Here is a 19,535-nt window from a genome sequence, read left to right as displayed (position 1 = left end):
TCGGCGACCGGTGTGGTCCGCGCGGGGCTGTCTCGCTGTCGCCGCGGTCGCCGGGATGTCGGTGGGGCGCATGAGGTCGTTTTCGGCGACCGGTGTGGTCCGCGCGGGGCTGTCTCGCTGTCGCGCAGTCGCTCCGGCCGCCGGGAACCCGGTGGGGCGCACGGGGCCGTCCTCCCCGACCGGTCCCGTCCCGCACGGGCCGTCCCGCTGTCGCTCCGGACGCCGTCCGCCGAAACGCCCGGATCCACTCTCCGCGGCGGCCGGACCTCGATCCGCCCCGCCGCCGAAGCAGCGCGGCGTGCGCCGTCCGCCGCTGGTTCTCCCGTGACGGGGCATACGGCAGGGAGCGAGACCTTCAGGGAGCGGGCATAGTGCCAGGGGGAGCCGGAGCAGCAGGAGGCGAGGAGATGGCGGGGCCGGAGACCACGGACACGGACGGCAAGCAGCCCGGGCCGGTACCTGCCGCCGAGCTCACCCACGCCCTGGAGGCCCTCGGGGCCGGGGCCTACCTCGTGGACGAGCAGGGCCACATCATCGCCGTCAACACCCGCGCCCAGGACCTGCTCGGCCACCGCGCCGAGGACCTGCTCGGCCAGGACGCCCACGACCTGCTGCACCGCGAGCCGCACGGCCAGCCGCTGGCCACGACGCAGTGCCGGATGCGGCAGGCGTTCCACGCCGGACGCTCGGCTCAGGGCGAGCAGGAGTACTTCGCCCGCGCGGACGGCTCGCTCCTGCCCATCTCCTGGACGATCACTCCGTATGCCGCCGCCGGCCGTACGGGCTGCACGCTGGTGATGTTCCATTCCGAGGGCCGGCCGGAAGCCGTCGGTCCGCGCCCGGACCAGGCCGCCGAGTCGCTGACCGACTACGACCGGCTGGCCCTGCTCGCCGAGACCACCACCCGGCTGACCTCCACCTTCGACATCGACGAGGCCCTGCGCCGGCTGGTGGACCTGGTCCTGCCCCGGCTGGCGGACTGGGCCGTCATCGACCTGATCACCGAACAGGACGAGGTGTGGCGCACCGCCGTGGTCCAGGCCGCCGGCGAAGGCCTGGTGCACCACGAGGACCTCCAGGGTCCGATGCCGCCGGTCCCCGAGGAGTCCCCCATGCCCCTGTCCCGGGCCCTGCGCGGCGTCGCCTCCGCCCTGGCCGGCCCCGAGACCTACCAGGGCGCCCCGGACGCCGGCATCGCGGTCGAGCAGCGGCGCCTGTTCGAGAGCACGGGCATCCACTCCGCGGCCATCGCGCCCATCCGCAGCACCCGCGAGGTCCTGGGCGCCCTCACCCTGGGCCGCGCCGAGAAGCCGGGGAGGTTCACCGTCGCCGATCTGCCCCTGATCGAGGACATCGCCCGCCGGGCCGGCCTGGCGCTGGACAACGCCCGCCTCTACCAGCGCCAGCGGGCGGTGGCCGAGACCATGCAGAACCACCTGCTGCCCCAGATGCCGCGCGTGCCCGGACTGCAGATGGCCGTGCACCACGTGCCCGCCCCGCACGCCTCACAGGTCGGCGGTGACTGGTACGACGCCTTCACCCTCTCCGACGGCGCCACCGCGCTGGCCATCGGAGACGTCGTCGGCCACGATCTGGAGGCCGCCGCCGGCATGGCCCAGCTGCGCAACATGCTGCGCGCCTACGCGTGGTCCCAGCAGGAACCCCCGAGCCGGGTCGTCGAACGGCTCGACGAGGCGATCATGCCCATCACCGACGTCGCCATGGCCACCCTCGTCTTCGCCCGGGTCACCCGGACCGAGGACGGCCCGTGGCAGCTGTCCTGGACCAACGCGGGCCACCCGCCGCCCCTGCTCGTCACCCACGACGGCCTGGCCGAGTACCTCACCGACGGTCACGGCATCCTGCTCGGCACCGGGGTGCACCGGCCGCGCCCCGACGCCACCGTTCAGCTGCCGCCGGGATGCACTCTCCTGCTGTACACCGACGGCCTCGTCGAGGCGCCCGGTCGGACCCTCGACGACGGCCTGAATCGGCTGCGCCAGCACGCGGCCGCCCTCGCCCACCGCGCCCTGCCGTCCTTCACGGAACAACTCCTGCACCGCGTCCAGCCGCCCGGCCTCGACGACGTCGCCCTCCTGGCCCTGCGCACCCCGCGGTGATCCGCCGCGAGGAGGCCGCGCAAGCGCGGCCGGCCCCTGCCCTCACAGGCCGAACAACCCGGCCGCGTTGTCGTGGCACACCGCCCGCAGCCAGTCCTCACCGAGCCCGAGCCGCTCCAGGGCGTGCAGCTGGTGCACGTAGGGATACGGGATGTTCGGGAAGTCGGAGCCGAGCAGAACGCGCTCGCCGAGCCCGGCGAGCCGGGGCAGGGCCCGGCGCGGGAAGGGCATGAGCGCCTCGGTGAAGTCGGTGAACGCCATCGTCGTGTCCAGCCGCACCTGCCCGTACCGCTCGGCGAGGCCGAGGAAGTCCTCGTACTCCGGCATCCCCACGTGCGCGACGATCAGCCGCAGCTCCGGGTGGCGCGCCAGCACCCGTGCGATCGGCTCCGGACCGGTGTGCTTGCCGGGCGCGGGCCCGGAGCCGCAGTGGATCACCACGGGTATCCGGGCCTCGGCCAGCAGCCCCCAGGCCTGCTGGAGCAGCTCGTCGGCCGGGTCGTACGCCCCCACCTGCACATGCGCCTTGAACACGCGCGCGCCCGCCTCGACGGCCTCGCGGACGTACGTCCCGACGCCCGGCTCCGGGTAGAGGGTGGCGGTGTGCAGGCAGTCGGGGGTGCGCCGGGCGAACTCGGCCGCCCAGCCGTTCAGCCAGCGGGCCATGCCGGGCTTGTGCGGGTAGAGCATCGCGGTGAAGGCCCGCACCCCGAACTCGCGGAGCAGCGCGGTGCGTTCCGCCTCCTCCTTCCGGTAGGCGATCGGCCACTCGAGCCCGCCGATCAGTGGCCCGTTCGTGTCGAAGTAGCCCCAGACCTTGTGCAGGACACGCTCGGGCATGAAGTGCGTGTGGACGTCGATCAGTCCGGGCAGACCGAGCCGCTCCCAGAAGCGGCGGACCTCACCGGCCTCCGCACTCGCGCCCGCCGCAGTGCCGTGATCATTCATACCGCCCACCATCGCCCTTGGTGAGAGCCCAGGTCCACCCCCGGAACGGCTCTGTCGGCACGGCCCCGCCGAAACGAACTAGTCCACTCCGGCGGAGTCGATCACTGTTACTCACTTTCGGGTGACGACCTGCCCCGGGGCGGGCACGGGCGGCCGGAACCGGAAGCCGCGGAGGCCAGTGCTCAGGCGGCATCGGAGCCTGACGAAAGGTCAATCGGGGAGTTCGGGAAATATATGGACGTTGCAGCCGCCAGTAACTGGAATATGTTGAAACGGTAATGACCGACACGTCTCCCCCACATACCGGTCGCCCCGGTTGCAGAGTGTGAGTGCGCGGCCAGCCGGCCGCGATCCGCACAACGCACCCGTGCCGGCCTGCGACGCCTCGGCATCGCAGGCGCCGGGCACGGTGCTCCGGACCTCTGTAGGGGGATCCTCGTGACCGTTCTCGCAGCTGTGCGTCGCATGACCGCCGTGGCCGCCGTGGCCGCCGTCGCCGTGGGTGCCGTCGCCCTGCCGGCCGCCGCCGCCGACCACCACCACCCGGCAGCTCGTGCCCACCACGGCACGGTGTACATCAGCGGCGTGCAGGCCCACTCCGCCCGGGACCACTCCGTCCGCGCCCTGGACCGTGAGTGGGTCTCCATCACCAACAACTCCCGCCGCGGCATCAGCCTCAACGGCTGGACCCTCTCCGACAGGGACGGCCACACCTACCGCTTCCGGCACTACTACCTCGCCGGCCGGTCGTCCGTCCGCGTCCACACCGGCGTCGGCCACGACACCCGCACGGACCTGTACCAGGACCGCCGCCGGTCGGTGTGGGACAGCGTCGACAAGGCCACCCTGCGCAACGAGCACGGCCGCATCGTCGACGACGCCTCCTGGGGCCGGCGCTCGCACCGCTGACCGGCACCGCTGACCAGGCCCACGGCCCTGAACCCTCAGGGCCGTGGGCCTTCGCCGTGCCGCGCCCGACGTGGTGACGGTGCCGCGCTCCGGCTCCGCCCGAAGCGGACCGTCACGTCACGCACCGGGCCCGGCCGCGGCCGTCGCCCGAACGGCCCAGCGCACGGCGCATCACCTGTCCGGCGGACCTGGCGTGCAGCCGGTTACCGGGCCCGCCACCCTAGGATCCACCGGGCAAACAGGACGTCATTGCCCTCGTCGGGCAGGGTGGGGTCACTGGACGACCGAAGGAGACCGGATGTCGCAGTGCGCGGGCAGAACCCGTTGGCGGCGCTTCGCGGCCGTTCTCGTCGCCGGCGTCACCGCCGGTTCGGTGCTCGCCATCGCCATGGCCCAGGGTGTCCTCGCCGCGTCGTTCTTCATCTCCGGCCAGAAGTTCCAGATCCGCGTGCAGAAGCTGACGGTCAGCGGCTTCAGCCTCTACAGCATGATCGACGTGACCAGGAAGCACCAGCTCGTGCCCGTGCTCGTCACCGGATCCCGGCGGGCGGCGCTGAGCGGGCTGTGCCAGTCCGTGGTGATCGACGTGCCGGTGCTGGGGCCGCAGACGGTGAAGGTGACCGGCGGCGAGGAACGGCCCGTCGAGGCCTCGAACCTGTTCCTCGACGTGACGTCCCAGTCCGCCGACCAGGCGAACTTCACCGACCTCGACATCGGTGTCGCCCAGGGAGCCATCAGCAAGGGACCGGTCCGTCCCGACGACCGGAACTCGCGGTTCTTCGACCCCGACCTCCCCGGACAGCAGGCCACGTCCGTCTCCCTGACCGACGTGCGCCTGACCGCGGTCGCGGTCTCCGCCGCCACGTTCGACGTTCCCGGCCTGAGCGCCGTTCTCGAGCAGGGCCGCGACGAATGCTTCTGACGTCGCCGCGACAGGCGATCGCCAGGGTCGCCGGCGGCCGGGGGAAGACACCCGTCACCGTGGCGGAGGCCCGCCGCGGATTCAGGGCCTGGCGCGGCGAACGCCTCTTCTGGGCCGGGCTGTTCACCGGCAAGGCCGGGCTGCCCATCCTCCACCTGCCGTAGGCGCACCTCGGCCTGTGCGGCGGCTCCCTGGCCCGCGCCTGGCTGCCACCCGCCGCCGGCCCGTCGAACCACGCGCCTGCGACCGCTCCGACGGACACGGGCGCACGGAGCGGCCGGCACCGACCGGGCCACCGGACCTCCTGAGCGGCGGTCCGTCCCTCGCGGGAGCGCGCTGCCTCACCGGGCGCCCGCGTCCTCCCCGCCGGGCTGGGTCACCATGACGGTCGCGGACTCGACCGCGCCGGGGGTGTAACGCGAAGGCGCCCCCGGCGCGTGCAACGAGATGACGTCCGACCACGAAGGGACACACGGTGAGGGAACCACCCGCGGACTACCTGGAGTTCGCAGCCGCCCGCAGCGGACCCCTGTTCCGCACGGCGTGCCTGCTCACCGGCGACTGGCACCTCGCCGAGGACCTGGTCCAGGAGACCCTCGCCAAGATGTACCGCTCGTGGTGGCGGATCAACCATGCGGGCTCGCCCGTCGCCTACGCCAACACCGTGCTGGTGCGCACCTACATCTCCCAGCGCCGGCGCCGCAGTTCCACCGAGCGTCCCAGCGAGCGGCTGCCCGATACGGCGGGTCCGGCGCCGGACACGGAGCTGCGGATGACGCTGCTGGACGGCCTGGCCCGGCTGACGGCGAAGGACCGTGCCGTGCTGGTGCTCCGCTACTGGGAGGACCGCTCGGTGGAGGAGACCTCCCAGGTCCTCAGGCTGTCGCCGGGCGCCGTCCGGATCCGCAGCATGCGGGCGCTGCACCGGCTGCGCGCCGTGCTGGGCGCCGACCTGGCCGACCTTGCTGCGTGAAGGCGTGAAGGCGTGAAGGCGTGAAGGCGTGAGGCATGAGGCATGACGGCGTAACGAGCGAAGGCCTGACGACGTGAAGCATGACGACGCGCGGCCCGACGCCCTGCCGCGGATGCCGCCGCGTCCCCGCCGCGACAACGCCACCGCCCCCGCCACGCCCCGCCGCGACACAACGCCGCGACAACGCAGCAGAAAGCCCCGGAACGCCCCGGAACGCCTCGAACCCCACACGAACGGAGACCCGCGATGTCCCTCGACGAGGACTTCGAGACCCGGATGAGCCGCGCCATGACCCGCGCCATGAGCCACGCCGCCGGCGAGTTCCCGCCCCACTCCGCCGACCTGGTACGGCGTTCCGTCGCCCGGGGTCGTCGTAAGCGGCTGTTCGCCGCCACCCGCGTCGCCGTCACGGCCGTCGCGGTGGTCACCGCGGGCGGCGCCCTGATGGCCACGGGCGCTCTCGGCGACCACGGCTCCGCCGATCCGGACCGGCTGTGGGCCGCTGCCCCGGCGCGCCCCATCGAGCCGCCGCCCTCCCGGGCGCCCGCGCCGATCAGCGGCGAGGAGATGGTCCGCACGCTCAAGAGCCTGCTGCCGCCCGGCGGCACCGTCTCGGCGGCCTCGGGCAGGGGGCCCCAGGCCGGCCCGTCCGCCGTCTGGCCGACGGCCAAACTCACCTACTCCACCGCGAAGGGGTCCGCCGGCATCGACATCGCCCTCTCCCGCCCGGAGCCCGGCATCCCCGGGGACCAGCAGGGCCAGGGCGGATGCCTGCCGGTCGAGGTGCGCCCGTACGACAGGTGCACCACCCGGCACCTCCCCGGCGGCGCGGTGCTGAACACCACCGAGTCCTACACCTACCCCAGCAGCGACACCGGGCAGAAGCGCTGGTACGTGGTGCTCACCACCGCCGACGGCGCCCAGATCACGGTGCAGGAGTTCGGCGGTGGCGGCGAGAAGGCGTCGTCCGGCGGAGCCGACCCGCTGCTGTCCATCGCCCAGCTGACCTCGATCGTGCGCAGCCCGGCGTGGAAGAAGGTGATCAGTGCGCTGCCCGCCCGGGAGGCAGCCCTCTCCCGCCCGTCCGCCACGGCCAGGAAGCGCGTACCCGCGGCACGCATGACCGGGGTGCTGACGTCCCACCTGCCCCGGGGCGGGACCGTCTCCGACCTGAACCCCGGCGACGGGATGGTCCAGCTGGTCTACGACGACGGCCACGGGAAGACCATGGTCGAGGCCGACGCGCAGTACGGCATGACCGCCCTCCTGACCGCGCACATGGACTGCGCCGGCGTCTCGGGACACTGCGAGGCCACCACGCTGCCCGACGGCACCCGGGTCAAGAAGGTCCAGGGGCCCTCGGAGAAGGGCGGCGCGGCCCAGGTGTGGCTGGTCGACACGCTGCGTCCGGACGGCCGCCGGGTGGCGGTCCGAGAGGTCAACTCCTACGCCGAGAGCGGCCCGGTGACCCGCCCCCGCCCGGCGCTGAGCATGGAGCGCCTGCTGGCCATCGCGCTCGACGGGCGGTTCTTCACGGCCTGAGCGTCGACCGGCCGCCCCGGCAGATGCCGGGCGTCCGTTCGGCGCCGGGGAGGCTAGTGGTGCTTCCCGCCGCCTGTCCGGCCCTTCCCGGCCGCGTTGTCCGTGCCGCCGCTGTTCCTGCCGGAGGCGCCGGTGTTGTTGCCGGAAGTGCCTGTCCTGCCCGTCGTACCGGTTCCCGCGCCGGACCTGTGCACGCCGGCAGTCCTGCTCGGTACGGTCGTCGCGCGCGTCAGTTGCTCGGAGCAGTACGCCACGACCTTGTCCTGGCCGCCGGCCGCCGCCACGAGCTGCCGCCAGACCCTCGCGTCGAGCGCCTTGCCGTGGCCGCGCACGTGCTCGTAGGCGCGGCAGCGGGCTTCGTCGTCCCTGGCGCGTGCCGGTCCGGCCGTCGGCCGGGGGCGGCCGCCCGTCGCCGAGGACGCCGTGTCACCCGGCCGCCCGGAAACGTGCGCCGAAGGACGCGTGGTACCTCGGTCGGCGCCGCCACCGCCGGCGGGGGAGCCGACGGAACCGATGGCCGCGACGGCCACACCGCCCACGGCGAGGCTGGCGAACACCGCGCCCAACGTCACCTTCAGGGAGCGCCGGGGAAGCCGCATTCCGGACGGTCGCCAGTCGTCCCGTCGCCGGGCATGCGACTGGTGCGCGCCCGTTTCGCGGGCCGCCCGGAACGCGGCCAGGGCCCGCTGCTCGGCCTGTGGGTCGAGATCCTCGGCGCGCATCGCGGCGGCCAGCACCGCTTCCAGGGCGCCGGTGTCACACACGTCCGGGGGGCCGGTCGGGGTGACGCCGGGCCCACACCGGCGGCCCGTGACTCCGCCGCTGCTCAACCCCTCACCCATGTCCGCTTCCGTTCCTGTCCCGCTGACGCTGTTCGCGCGGCCCGCCGGGCCGGGCCGCCCGTGCGCCGGCTGCCTGCCGTCGCCGTTCATGTCGACTTCCCCAGCGTGCGGTGGGCCCCATCCGTCACACCCTCCTCCGCCTCGGCACGGGCGCCCCATTGGCGGGCGAGGCGTTTCAGCCCCCGGTGGGCGGCGGTGCGCACCGCGCCCGGGCGCTTGCCGAGGACGCGTGCGGCGGCGGGACCGTCCAGGCCGACGACGACCCGCAGGAGCACCGCCTCGGCCTGATCCCGGGGCAGTCCGCGGACCAGTTCCAGGGCCCGCTCGGTGGAGAGGGACTCCAGTGCCTGGTCATGGGTGCTGTGCGGACCGGGCAGGTCCAGTACGTCCTGTTCGGTCCCGCCGGTGCGGGGCCGCACGCGCCGGCGGCGCAGATGGTCCAGCGCCCGGTGCCGGGCGATGGTCGCGGTCCAGCCTCTGAAGCCCGCACCGTCGCCCCTGAAGCGCCCGAGGTCGCGGGCTATCTCCAGCCAGGTGTCGGACGCCACGTCCTCCGCGTCGTCGCCGACGATGCCGCGCAGGTAGCCGAGCAGAGCCGGTTGCACGATCCGGTAGGCGATCGCGAAGGCCGCCTCGTCGCCGTCCTGGGCCCGCGCGACCGCCGCGCCCAGTTCCCCGTCGCGCGCCTGCACGCGCCGGGGTTGCCGTACCTGGCTCAAGATCGTCCTCGTTCACGCGTGGTGGTGATGAATGCCCGCCGTCCGCCGCACTCGCCGAATCGGCGCCCCCGGTGTTTCAGCGTTCGTCGTCACAGAAGTGTCACAACGCATCAGGGGCCCCTCGCGTCCTCGCCGGTGCCGGGTGACGTTTCGCGCGGCCCGTGCGCTGGTCGGATACCGGACCCGGTACCGGCGGGGCCTCCTGACGGCACCGGCGCCGCAGCCCGTTTCCGGGACCTCTTTCCGTGCCGCTCGCCTCTCCCCCCGGGGGCGGCACGGAGAGGGAGGGGGACGGCCGGAACCCCGACCACTGAGCGGGGTTCCGGCCGCCCGCGTGATGCTCACGCGTCCCTGTGCGCTCCTTCCTGCATGAGTGCGTACCTCCGTCTGCGCGCGGTGCCTCCCCCTGCGCTGCGCAACAGCGCGATCTGGCTGGAACGGCTTTTCGAGGGCGACGCGGAGACCGTCCGCCGCTGCCGTGACCAGGAGCGCATCTACAGCGGCGCGCCCGCGCATCCCCCTGTTCCGGGGCGGTCCCGGGGGCAGGTGGTGCTCGGCGGCCGGCCGGTGTTCCGAGCCGACCGGCACGAGCCGCCGCTCCTGGTGCTGACCGCAGCGCAGGCCCGCCGCGTGGCCGGGTTTTTGGCGGCGGCCGACTTCGACGCGCTGTGGGACTTCGCCCGGGACGAACTGCTGCCCCGCTACGGCGGCCTGACCGCGGAGCCCGAGACGTGGGGCGCGTTCGCGGCGGCCCACCGGGAGCTGACGGCGTTCTACACGCGCACGGCCGAGCGCGGGGAAGCCGTGGTGAAGTGGCTGTCCGAGGCGTGAGGTGCAACAGCCCTGACGTGACCGACCGCCACCGCGGCCGTACCCGTCGGATCACCCTGGCCCAGCAGGGTCAGTCGGCCAGCCGGTTGATGGCGGCGGCCGCGATGCCCTCCATGTAGCCGGGGTCGTCGGTGGGCTGACCGGCGAGCTCGACGATGCCGAACCGGTGCCCGCTGCGGATCACCGCGACACCACCGGCGGCGTTGCCGTCGCCGCTGAAGGCCGGGTACCACCTGCCCGTTCCGCCCCTGACGGTGAGCGCGTGCCCCGTGCCGTAGTACCAGTGGCCCTCCGGCTCGTCCTGGCAGCCGCGCACCAGCTTGTTCAGCTGCTTCTCGTACGAGGCCGCCGACGCGTCGGTGGAACCCTCCGCGACGGATTCCGTCAGCAGGGTGTCCTGGGTGTCGAAGGTCCAGATCACCTCGGCGTAGCCGCCCGCCCTCCCCTTGGTCAGCGCGCGCATCGTCTCCTCGCCGGAGCACGCCGACAGGGCCTGCTTCCCGGTCGTGCCCACGGTCGCGCCGACGGGAAGCAGGCCCTGCTGGTAGAAGTCGTCCTGCTGGAGCAGGCTGCCGGTGCCGAGGCCCGCGGAGCTCGTGTGCGTGCCGGCGGCAGCGGGCTGCGCGCCGATGCCGGCCGCGAGCAGGGCGGCACCGACGAGGGCCGCCACTCCCGCGGTACGACCCCGGCGTGAGAGCTTCCGGCCGGTGGCCGCGTACGTGTCGAACATGTCATCTCCTGTCTGGTCGTGACGCGGTTCGCGTCCTCGTACCGGGAGATGCCGGGAGTGCGGGGAATGTTGGACGGCGGTCTGCCGCGATTCATATGAGCCACGTCACATGGAGCGGTGGGGTCGGGACGGGCTCAGAGCCGTGTCACGGCCGCACGGACGATCCGCGTCATCGCGGCCGTGCCCAGGCAGGCGTCGACCTCCAGGACCCCGTAGTGGGAGCCGTTTTGGAGAATGGCGACGCCTCCGCACGGCTCCTTGCCGCGCGGTGCGGTCCCCGTGGTGTTCAGGTCACCGTCGTAGGAACCCATCCAGCTCGCGGTGATGCCCGGCGCGACGTCGATCGTGCGCGTCGGTCCGTAGACCCAGTGGCCGGCGGGCTCCTGCTGGCACGGCACTTCCTCCAGCAGCAGGCGCTGGGCGAAGTTCCGGGCCAGGGCCGGGCTCCCGGCGTCACCGGCGACCTCGCGCGCCACCTGGTCGCCGATGTCCACCGCCAGTGTGGGGTCGCTGCCGTCCGTCTTCGTGGTCGTCACCCACCCGCGGAAGTGCGCGTCGGGCCCTCCCAAGGTCTCACCGAGAGTCTTCTCGCCGGCGCAGGCCGCGTTGGCGTACCGGCCGTCGCCGACGCGGTCCCGCACGTAGATGCGCCGGGTGAAGCCGACCTTGCGGAACTCGGCCGCGGCCAGCAGGTGTTGGTACGTCATGGGCCCGTTGGCAGGCTTCGGCGCCGCGGAGCCGCCGCCGCCCGAGGAAGCCGCGGTGCCCGGCGTCGCGGTCGACGAGGCCGCGCTGCCTGGCGTCCCTGTCGGGGCGGTCGTGGCGCCCGGCGTCGCCCGCGGAGTGGTCGCGGTGCCCGGCGTCGCTCTCGGGGCGGCCGGAGCGGAGCGGGCGGGCAGCACGAACCGGCCGGTCAGCAGGCCGAGTCCGATGGCTGCCACCATGACGACGACGATCGCCCGAGCCCGCATGGCAGCGCGTCTCAGACGCCGCCGCCGAGGCGGTCGCGCATGAAGCGGCGAGCCTGGTGGATACGGTCCTTGACGGTGCCGAGGGGAGCGCCGGTGATCTCGGCCACCTGGAGGTAGGTCAGGTCCCCGAGATCCCGCAGCACGAAGGACTCCACCAGGGCCGGATGCCGCTCCTCGAGCGCGGCCAGCGACTCCATCAGGTCCAGGCGGGTCCCCGCGATGACGCTCGTCGTCCGCGGATCGACCCCCTCGGGCACGACCGCATGGCTGTCCTCCGCGCGCCGGCGCATCGAGCGGTATGTGGACCGGGCGGCGTTCGAGGCGATCACCGTCACCCACCCGAGGAACGAGCCCCGTCCGCCGTACTCGTGCAGATGCGTGCTGATGGACAGCAGCGCGTCCTGCGCGGCCTCTTCGGCGTCGGCGTGGTGCGGAAGGAACCTGGAGCAGCGGCGCATGACCACGGGCCTGAGCCGGACGAGGAGGCGGTCCAACGACGCCCGGTCCCCCGCCTGGGCGGCCGCCACGAGCCGCGCCAGCTCTTCCTCCGCGATCACCCTGCCGCCCCCGTTCCCCTCCGGCCCGAACTCCACCCCGCCCACCGTGGTGCCCTGCCGCGTCGCCTCGGGCACAATGTCGCCGCATGCAGAAGCTGGGCCGTTATCTCCTCGAGGAGAGGCTGGGAGCCGGTTCGTTCGCCACCGTGTGGAAAGCATACGATCCCGAGCTCGACACGGATGTCGCGGTCAAGGTGCTGGCCGACAACTGGGCGTCGAACGCCGACGTACGGCAGCGGTTCCTGACGGAGGCGCGGCTGCTCCGCAGGATCTCCAGCCCGCGTGTCGTACGAGTCCACGACGTCGGTGTCCAGCACGACCGGCCCTACTTCGTCATGGACTACGTCCGGGGTGGCACGCTGGCCGAGAAGATCGGGCACTGCGGGCCCGCGGAGGCGCTCCAGTTCGCCGCCGAAGCCGCACACGCCGTCCAGGTGCTGCATGACGCGGGCGTCGTCCACCGCGACATCAAGCCGTCGAACCTCCTGCTCGACACGGACCGCACACCCACGGCCGTACTGGTCGCGGACCTCGGCAGCGCCAAGCACCTGGCCGACGCGTCGGGCCTGACGGTGACCGCGGGCACCCCCGCGTACATGGCCCCCGAACAGGCTTTCCAGACGGGCGGGTTCGACGGCCGGGCCGATGTGTACGCCCTCGCTGTCGTCACCTTCGAACTGCTCACCGGCCGCAAACCGTTCGGTCCCGCCGGTCGTGCGATCCCCACGAGGGAGCCGGGAGCTACGCGGTCCCTGCCGGCGATCTCCGGCGACCTGGGCCTTCCGGGCGGCATCGACGCACTTCTCCGTGCCGCGCTGTCCGTAGCTCCCGAGGACCGGCCCCGCACCGCGCAGGCATTCGCCGACGCCCTGCTGTCCCGGGGGACCCGGGAGGCGGCCCCGGCCGGTCGCTCGGGGCCGTCACGCCTCGTGGTCTGGCTCGCTGCGGTCGCCGTGTTCCTGGTGACGACGCTGCTGACCTGGTGGGCGCGCTGAGCCTGCCGCATCGACCGCCGGGAGCGGAGCCCGCCCCACGCGCGAACTCCGTGATCGGCGTATCGAGGAATGTGTCCGGCGGTGAGACCGCACGAGGATGTGCGAAAGGGCCGTAGAAAAAGTGAGGAGACCCGCCGCTCGGTGCCGAGGCCGGAGCCGTCCGTGGTCCGGAATCCGGAAAGGGCTGGGAAGGAATGGGCTGGGGCCCGCACTCCAGGAGTGCGGGCCCCAGCCACATGATGCACGAACCACTGGCTCGCGGCTTCTCACGTCAGTGTCAGGCGGGAACGATGTTCTCGGCCTGCGGGCCCTTCTGACCCTGCGTGACGTCGAAGGTAACCTTCTGGCCCTCCTGAAGCTCGCGGAAGCCCTGAGTGGCGATGTTCGAGTAGTGGGCGAAGACGTCCGGGCCGCCACCCTCCTGCTCGATGAAGCCGAAGCCCTTTTCCGCGTTGAACCACTTCACGGTGCCAGATGCCATATTGAATCTCCCTTGGGGGGCAGTGCCGGACTCCACACTTTGCGGAGCCGAGTCGCCGCGATGATCACCCCTCCGGAAAGATCCGGAAAGCTTTGAAAGATAAATCTCCGGCAACCAAAACTGCAACTGCTATCACGCTAACACAGGCCGGATGCAAGCGGCGCGCATTTTCGTGCGCCGTCAGAATTGTCATCCCGCCCCACTGCGTATTTCTGCAGCGGCGGGACTAGGTATCCTCGCCGCGCTCGTTCAGCTTCCGGCTCATTTCCCGGTACAGCCGGCGGGCGTCGTCCAGCTGGTCCTCGAGGGAGACGATGCGGCACGCGGCCTCGATGGGGGTGCCCTGGTCGACCAGCTCGCGGGCGCGGGCGGCGACGCGCAACTGACGGCGCGAGTAGCGGCGGTGACCGCCTTCCGAACGCAGAGGCGTGATCAGCCCCACCTCCCCGACGGCCCGGAGGAAGGCGGGGGTGGTGCCGAGGACGTCGGCGGCCCGCCCCATGGTGTAGGCGGGATAGTCGTCGTCGTCCAGGTTGCCGGCGGCAGGGGCGTTCTCAGCGGGCATGGCACCTTCGTTTCGGGGACGCGGCGCATGAGCCGGGCGTGCCCGGCACCGGCGTTCCACGATCCGGCACCATCCGCGTCGTGCGACAACCCTAACGCCGGCGGACACGGGGATGTGGGCTCGCCGCCACAGATTTCCTCTGGCCGTCGGGCCGCACTCGGCTCGCCGCACGGCACCGTTCCGCCCGCCGGATGCCGGCGGGCCCGGTCCTGGGAGTGGCGGAGCGCCGCGGACGACGCTCCCTGCCCGTTCCGCGTACTGGCGCCGCCTCCGCAGGAGCGAGCGCCTCGTCCGCTGTTGACGGCGCGCCGTACGACAGGCGGAGGGCGCGGCGCGGGCAGGGTGGCGCGGCCGGCCGAGTCACCCGCCTGTCGGGCGAGGCAGGCAGGTGACCGTCGGTGACGAGGACGGAGCGGCTGCCGCAGAGGGCCTCGCGACCTCCTCGCCGGCGCCGCCTCCCGCCCACGGGCGTCCATCCCGTCCGACGGGCGGACGACTAGGCCGCCCTGGCCCTCCCCGCGCGCATGCCCGAGGCGGGCTCCTGGTCGTCCTTCAGCGGCCACGCCTCCTCGTCCCCGAAGTCGGGGGCCTGGAAGGGGTTGGTCGCCGGAGGCGGCGTCGCTGCGGTGGAGCAGCGGGGTTGCCCGTCCGGGGCGGAGAACAGCGGCGTCAGGTCGATGAGAGTCTCTCTTTCGTCACAGGCCCGCGAAGGAGCCTGGTGTGCCGTGACCGGGCACAGTGGTCCTACAGCTTGGTCATCTTGGCGTACGGGCTCAAGATCCGCATCTGGGAAGAGCCGAAATCGACGAGCGCCGCGATTCCGTCCTCCATGGCGACGACCCGGCCGAGGCCGTACACGTCATGCGTCACCTGGTCGCCCACGGCGAAGTGCTTGGGAGCCGGTGGGACGGGGGCCTTGAAGGGGCTGGTGGGCAGATGACGCTTCGGTGCAGCAGGCTTTGTCATGGCTCAGTATGCGCCTCCGCGCGCCCCGCTCGCTGTGGCCGTGGGCACAGATCCGTACGGTACGCGGCGCGTCACGCCGCTGACCTGGGGTTTCGAGAGCGGGCAGGACGAGAAAACGACGTGGCCCGTCTTCGTCGATCGCGGCTGAGCCGGCGGTCCGGACGGCGCGGAGCCCCTGGATCCCTGAACCCGTGGCTCGAATCGAGCGGGTGACGAGAATCGAGATCACGGGCTCGGCTCGGGGAGCGGCGCGGTTCTGCGGGGTCGGATCTCCTGTTCACGTGCCCGGCCGCCAACTGAGCTGCTGTCACCCAGCTTTGCTGCCTCTGAGCTGCCCGCGTCGAAGCGCGCGCCGCTCTTTGCCCGGCAGGGCTCCCGCAAGTTCCCCCACGCGGGAGAGATCGTGGCAGTCGCCACCAGGGCCGCCTCTGCACCACCACACCAGGGGCCCGTGCCCGGGGGACCCGTTCCCGTCCCAGTCGGCTGCCGTCCCGGCGGGGCGTGGGTGGACGCCGATGCGGTGGTACGGACAGACCGGCCACACCGTCCACCGCAGCTCCATCACGCTTTCCTGGGCCGCGGCGGCGACCAAGCCGAGAACGGTGAAAGCGTCGTCCGGCTCGTCGTCCCACTCCGGTCCTTGTGGATGGACGGCATTGCCCTGCCACCGGCCGTCCGACAGCGCGACGTGGATCTGGTCGGGCCAGTCGTCGGCGGCGCAGGGGCAGAGCATCAGGACCAAAGGGGGCTCGTCGGGCAACGTACCCGCCAGATCGCGGTTCACCACGGCGAGCGCGGCCTCGAATCGAGGCCACTGACCGGGCTCGACCCGTCGAGGCTCGTCAGGGGCGGGCCTGCCGGCAGGGAGGTTCATCAGGAACACATCATTTCGACGCCGCTTCCTCGCAGCTCTCCGCGACCTTCACCACGTCGAAGACCACCGGGACATCGATGATCTGCTGGTTCGGGCCCGGCTGGGAGTCGCAGATCTTCCACGCGGCCGGGTCGTCCACCGAACGGCCCTGCCCGCTCGCGTCCTTGAAGGTCATGTCCAGCTCGGAGCTCATCTGCTCGACCGCGCGCCCGGCGTTGCCGCCGATGACATCGGGCATGACGGCGGCCACGGGCTCGGGATTCGCCGTACGATGCGCCGCGGCGGCCCCCGAACCGGCTGTGCCGCTCGCCGACGCGTGCGGCACGGATGACGCTCCGCAGGCAGTGACTGCGGCCAGGAGAGTGGCGACCAGGGCCGGCCTCAGAAGCTTCGTGACGGTCATGCCATTTCCCCCAGCGCAACGACAGTTCTGGACACTATTCAATCCGGTGATCGCGCCCGACGAGTAGAGGAAGCCGCAACTCACTCGCTGAGGCCCGGGCTTTGATCGGATCCGGTGGCCATTCCCCTGTCGAGGGGGAGCCACGGCATTGAGGCGCAAGGGCGCACTCATGTGCCGGTTTCGGGTCCGTACCACTGGAGTGCCTGGCCGGTGACGGCGGCGATGCACTCGAAGTCCCCCGTTGGCCTCAGGGGCATGGCCACAGCCGGGCCGGCACCCACGGGCTCGTAAGGCCGCAGAGCCGGCACGTCGCGGATGGCTCCGTCACTTTGTGATCGTCGCCGTCTCGGCCGCCGGTGGCGTCGCGGGCGGGGGCGTCGGGGGACGGTGCCGCCGCAGGAGCCCGGCCGTCTTGCCACGACGGACGGCGAGGCGCGCCAGGACGACGTGGCCCCCCATGAAGACGACCTTGAGAAGGACAACGGCCAGGACTGCGTTGACGCCCCACTCGGTCCACGCCGACGCGGCCGCCGCGGCGCCGAAGGCTCCCACGTGTCCGGCGACGACCAGTGCGCCCACCACCGTCATGGCTGTCGCCTTGCCGTGCCCTCGGCGCCTGCTGGGGCCTGCTTGAGCATCGGGAGGGGGACCGGCGGCCTCGCCGGGCGGAGCTTCCAGCCCCTCGGACCGACGCCAGGTCACCGTCAACCCATCACGCCGGCCGATCTTCTCCAGGCGACGGGAGATGCCGTCCCGGAGCCGCCGCAGGGCGTCCTCGTCCTCGGCGTCGATGCGCAGCACCAGTGCGTCCGAGGTGGCGTGCAAGGTGCACACGCCATCCGCGAAGCGGATGGTTCCGTAGGGCTCGGCGTGGTCGACGTGTTCCACCCGCGGCGGCCGGTGCCCGGCGTCGTGAGGTGGTCCGCCGGCTTGCCGGAGGGGATGTGGTCGGCGCATCCCGGTCATGCGGCTGAGATGGCCGCAGAGTTGGGCGAGGTACCGGCCGGCCCGGTCGGTCGCGACGCGGGCTTCAGCAGTCGGCATGGAATGTCCTTCTCTCCGGACGGCCCTGTGGCGCGGGGCGTCTACGAGGGGTTCAGATCCTGGTGAGGGCGGCGCGCCAGCCGCGGATGCCCTCGGGATGGACGGGCAGGGAGCTGTCGATGGTGGCGGCGTCGATGCTGTCGATCCGCCACCCGTCGGCGAACGCCGTGCGGATCTCCTCCGGAGCCACACGGAGTCTGCTCCCGGATGTGGGCAGCGGCTCGTCGCGGAAGCAGAGCAGGAAGCAGCGTCCGCCGGGCTCGACCGCGGCGCCCAGGCTCTCGACGAATGCCTCACGGTCCTCACCTCGGAAGCCGTGGAGGACCAGGGACGCCAGGATCACGTCGAAGGTCTCGCCGAGATCGGCCAGAAGCCGGGCGTCGTGGCGCAGGAACCGCGCGGTCAGGCCGCGTTCCTCGGCTTTCCTCGTCGCGAGTTCCACGGCCCTGGTCTCGAGGTCGATCCCGGTGCTGTCCAGGCCGAGTCCTGCGGCCATCAACGCGTGCTCGCCGGTGCCGCAGCCGACATCCAAGACCCGGCCGTGGACGGCGCCCGCGTCGGCGAGTGCCTGGAAGGGGGGCTGAGGCCGGCCGATGTCCCACGGCGGCGGGGTGGCGTACAGATCGCCCTGGCGGTGTGGGGCGGCTGCACCGGGATGGTGCGGTGACACGGGCATGGCGTCCTCCCTGCACAGGGTCGGCCGGACCTCGCGTGGACCCGAGGCCGCGTGGCGTGCCGCCAGAGTTATCGATACACACTGTCTCTGTCAATCCATGATGTATTCCATGCAGTCAGCTCGTACACTGCGTGGCGTGCCGAAGCTGTGGAACGAGACGATCGAGGAGCACCGCCGCGCGGTACGGGAGGCGGTGCTCGAGGTCACCGCGGCCCTGGTGGCCGAGCACGGCCTGCGCGGAGTGACGATGTCCCGCATCGCCGAGGGCACCGGTATCGGCCGGGCGACGCTGTACAAGTACTTCCCGGACGTCGAGTCGATCATGACGGCCTGGCACGAGCGGCAGATCGCGGGCCACCTCCAGGAACTCGCCGCGCTGCGCGACCGCCCTGGCAGCGCCGACGAGCGGCTCACGGCGGTGCTGGACGCCTACGCCCTCATCCAGCAGCGGCGCCGCGGCCATGACGCGGAGATCGGTGCCGCACTGCACCGTGGCGATCATGTGGCCCATGCCGAGCAGCACCTGCGCCGGTTCATCGGCGAGCTGCTCGCCGCGGGTGCGGAGGAAGGCGTGGTACGGGACGACGTCGCGCCGGACGAGCTCGCCGCCTACTGCCTGCACGCGCTGGCGGCGGCGGGTGGGCTGTCGTCCGAGGGCGCGGTGCACCGGCTCGTGCGGGTCACCGTGGACGGCCTGCGCCCACCCGGCTGAACCCTCCACCGTGTTCGCCGTCATCACGCGTGATGGCCGCTGTCGGTGGTGCGTTGCTGCAACCAGGGCGATCCCCGACCCGAGCAGGGTCCCAAGAACGGCCATGGCGCCGGCGCTGACGGACTCCACGCCTCAAGCCGACCGCGCTTCCCTGTCGTTGGTGGGCTGCCGGACCGACTTCGCCGCCAGGTCGGCGATGCCTGCCCTCGGCGTCGCTGATGCCCAGGACAGACGTGCGGTCAGGTCGAAGGGACGCGATCTCGGCTTGAGCACTCCCCGACCAGCACGTGTGTCCTCCGGCCCCCTACCGGCGAGAACTCCTCACTCAGCCGCCCCCGGCGGCTGGGCACTACCCCCCTGCGAGCAACAGAGACCTGGGCTCACACGGAACCGCCGCACTCCATCGGTTCGACGAGGGCGGCCCGCCATTCAGGCCGCGGGTCCGCTCCCAGGCTCGTCCAGTAGCGACGGCGCTTTTCGCGAACGGAGCGCTTCTGACCTGACCGTATGTACTCGCGCGTAGCGGTCGGGAGTGCGGGGTCGCACCGCTGTCGACCGTGGTTGACCGCTCTTAAGGGCACGCTCTGGGCGCAGGACTGAGGAACGAGTGTCGGAGTGCCGCTCCGACGGGCTCTCGGCCTGACCCGGCTCGATCACCCGGCCGACCCGGGGGCGATTCGCCGGTGCACATCCCTCCGCCGAGGCCGCGCCCTCGCCGGTCTCCGGGCCCTGCCAGGTGGATGCGCACTCTCGCC

General features: G+C 72.4%; 22 protein-coding genes. 9 read left to right on the top strand and 13 right to left on the bottom strand.

The window, feature by feature from the left end:
- Nucleotides 1–407: 407 nt before the first annotated feature.
- Nucleotides 408–2,120 carry a SpoIIE family protein phosphatase gene (locus ACLU3S_RS07855; protein WP_413951021.1) on the top strand — a complete coding sequence of 571 codons (1,713 nt, stop codon included), beginning with the start codon at nt 408–410 and terminating at the stop codon, nt 2,118–2,120.
- Nucleotides 2,121–2,162: 42 nt separating this feature from the next.
- On the opposite strand, the gene ACLU3S_RS07850 is transcribed toward ACLU3S_RS07855, so the two are convergent.
- Nucleotides 2,163–3,068: an amidohydrolase family protein gene (locus tag ACLU3S_RS07850; protein ID WP_413951020.1), complete on the bottom strand. Its 906-nt coding sequence runs from the start codon at nt 3,066–3,068 to the stop codon at nt 2,163–2,165.
- Nucleotides 3,069–3,533: 465 nt separating this feature from the next.
- Between ACLU3S_RS07850 and ACLU3S_RS07845 the strand changes: the two genes are divergently transcribed.
- The 5 genes from ACLU3S_RS07845 (at nt 3,534) to ACLU3S_RS07825 (ending at nt 7,414) form a co-directional block, all read left to right on the top strand.
- On the top strand, nt 3,534–3,977 hold the full coding sequence (locus ACLU3S_RS07845; protein ID WP_413951019.1) for a lamin tail domain-containing protein: 444 nt from the start codon (nt 3,534–3,536) through the stop codon (nt 3,975–3,977).
- Between the two features lie 298 nt (nt 3,978–4,275).
- On the top strand, nt 4,276–4,899 hold the full coding sequence (locus tag ACLU3S_RS07840) for a DUF6230 family protein (protein ID WP_413951018.1): 624 nt from the start codon (nt 4,276–4,278) through the stop codon (nt 4,897–4,899).
- A complete protein-coding gene (locus ACLU3S_RS07835; RefSeq protein WP_413951017.1) occupies nt 4,890–5,063 on the top strand; it encodes a hypothetical protein in 174 nt (57 codons plus the stop codon). The genes ACLU3S_RS07840 and ACLU3S_RS07835 overlap by 10 nt, the downstream gene beginning before the upstream one ends.
- A 311-nt stretch (nt 5,064–5,374) precedes the next feature.
- Nucleotides 5,375–5,872, top strand: a complete 498-nt coding sequence (locus tag ACLU3S_RS07830; protein WP_413951016.1) for a SigE family RNA polymerase sigma factor — start codon at nt 5,375–5,377, stop codon at nt 5,870–5,872.
- A gap of 246 nt (nt 5,873–6,118) precedes the next feature.
- A complete protein-coding gene (locus ACLU3S_RS07825; protein WP_413951015.1) occupies nt 6,119–7,414 on the top strand; it encodes a hypothetical protein in 1,296 nt (431 codons plus the stop codon).
- 53 nt (nt 7,415–7,467) lie between these two features.
- Here the strand turns inward: ACLU3S_RS07825 and ACLU3S_RS07820 are convergent, their stop codons facing one another.
- A complete protein-coding gene (locus tag ACLU3S_RS07820; protein WP_413951014.1) occupies nt 7,468–8,256 on the bottom strand; it encodes a hypothetical protein in 789 nt (262 codons plus the stop codon).
- Nucleotides 8,257–8,342: 86 nt separating this feature from the next.
- Nucleotides 8,343–8,975, bottom strand: coding sequence for an RNA polymerase sigma factor (locus tag ACLU3S_RS07815; protein WP_413951013.1), 633 nt, complete (start codon nt 8,973–8,975; stop codon nt 8,343–8,345).
- Nucleotides 8,976–9,344: 369 nt separating this feature from the next.
- Between ACLU3S_RS07815 and ACLU3S_RS07810 the strand changes: the two genes are divergently transcribed.
- The gene (locus ACLU3S_RS07810) at nt 9,345–9,806 is read left to right on the top strand and encodes a DUF1877 family protein (protein ID WP_413951012.1); all 462 of its coding nucleotides are present in this window, start codon (nt 9,345–9,347) and stop codon (nt 9,804–9,806) included.
- 70 nt (nt 9,807–9,876) lie between these two features.
- Here ACLU3S_RS07810 and ACLU3S_RS07805 read toward each other — a convergent pair whose 3' ends face one another.
- The 3 genes from ACLU3S_RS07805 to ACLU3S_RS07795 all read right to left on the bottom strand — a co-directional run bounded on the left by ACLU3S_RS07805 (nt 9,877) and on the right by ACLU3S_RS07795 (nt 12,139).
- A complete protein-coding gene (locus tag ACLU3S_RS07805) occupies nt 9,877–10,536 on the bottom strand; it encodes a hypothetical protein (RefSeq protein ID WP_413951011.1) in 660 nt (219 codons plus the stop codon).
- A gap of 134 nt (nt 10,537–10,670) precedes the next feature.
- A complete protein-coding gene (locus ACLU3S_RS07800; RefSeq protein ID WP_413951010.1) occupies nt 10,671–11,480 on the bottom strand; it encodes a hypothetical protein in 810 nt (269 codons plus the stop codon).
- A gap of 38 nt (nt 11,481–11,518) precedes the next feature.
- On the bottom strand, nt 11,519–12,139 hold the full coding sequence (locus tag ACLU3S_RS07795; protein ID WP_413951009.1) for an RNA polymerase sigma factor: 621 nt from the start codon (nt 12,137–12,139) through the stop codon (nt 11,519–11,521).
- 11 nt (nt 12,140–12,150) lie between these two features.
- On the opposite strand from ACLU3S_RS07795, the gene ACLU3S_RS07790 reads away from it, so the two are divergent.
- Entirely contained in the window at nt 12,151–13,059 is a 909-nt protein-coding gene (locus ACLU3S_RS07790; RefSeq protein ID WP_413951008.1) for a serine/threonine-protein kinase, read from the top strand.
- A gap of 277 nt (nt 13,060–13,336) precedes the next feature.
- Here ACLU3S_RS07790 and ACLU3S_RS07785 read toward each other — a convergent pair whose 3' ends face one another.
- From ACLU3S_RS07785 to ACLU3S_RS07755, 7 genes are all read right to left on the bottom strand, one after another.
- Nucleotides 13,337–13,540, bottom strand: coding sequence for a cold-shock protein (locus ACLU3S_RS07785; protein ID WP_031482971.1), 204 nt, complete (start codon nt 13,538–13,540; stop codon nt 13,337–13,339).
- Between the two features lie 226 nt (nt 13,541–13,766).
- Nucleotides 13,767–14,105 (bottom strand): MerR family transcriptional regulator, encoded by a 339-nt coding sequence (locus ACLU3S_RS07780; RefSeq protein WP_413951007.1) that lies wholly within the window; start codon nt 14,103–14,105, stop codon nt 13,767–13,769.
- A gap of 744 nt (nt 14,106–14,849) precedes the next feature.
- Nucleotides 14,850–15,071, bottom strand: coding sequence for a hypothetical protein (locus ACLU3S_RS07775; RefSeq protein WP_413951006.1), 222 nt, complete (start codon nt 15,069–15,071; stop codon nt 14,850–14,852).
- Nucleotides 15,072–15,378: 307 nt separating this feature from the next.
- Entirely contained in the window at nt 15,379–15,945 is a 567-nt protein-coding gene (locus tag ACLU3S_RS07770; RefSeq protein ID WP_413951005.1) for a hypothetical protein, read from the bottom strand.
- A 10-nt stretch (nt 15,946–15,955) separates the two neighbouring features.
- Nucleotides 15,956–16,195, bottom strand: a complete 240-nt coding sequence (locus ACLU3S_RS07765) for a hypothetical protein (RefSeq protein ID WP_413951004.1) — start codon at nt 16,193–16,195, stop codon at nt 15,956–15,958.
- Between the two features lie 477 nt (nt 16,196–16,672).
- Nucleotides 16,673–17,392, bottom strand: a complete 720-nt coding sequence (locus ACLU3S_RS07760; protein WP_413951003.1) for a DUF2218 domain-containing protein — start codon at nt 17,390–17,392, stop codon at nt 16,673–16,675.
- A 52-nt stretch (nt 17,393–17,444) separates the two neighbouring features.
- Nucleotides 17,445–18,068 carry a class I SAM-dependent methyltransferase gene (locus tag ACLU3S_RS07755; protein WP_413951002.1) on the bottom strand — a complete coding sequence of 208 codons (624 nt, stop codon included), beginning with the start codon at nt 18,066–18,068 and terminating at the stop codon, nt 17,445–17,447.
- 136 nt (nt 18,069–18,204) lie between these two features.
- On the opposite strand from ACLU3S_RS07755, the gene ACLU3S_RS07750 reads away from it, so the two are divergent.
- A complete protein-coding gene (locus tag ACLU3S_RS07750; protein WP_413951001.1) occupies nt 18,205–18,780 on the top strand; it encodes a TetR/AcrR family transcriptional regulator in 576 nt (191 codons plus the stop codon).
- The last annotated feature ends 755 nt before the right edge of the window (nt 18,781–19,535 follow it).

The sequence above is a fragment of the Streptomyces sp. AF1A genome, from assembly GCF_047340315.1.
GTDB lineage: Bacteria > Actinomycetota > Actinomycetes > Streptomycetales > Streptomycetaceae > Streptomyces.
This window is presented reverse-complemented; position numbering and strand designations above follow the sequence as displayed.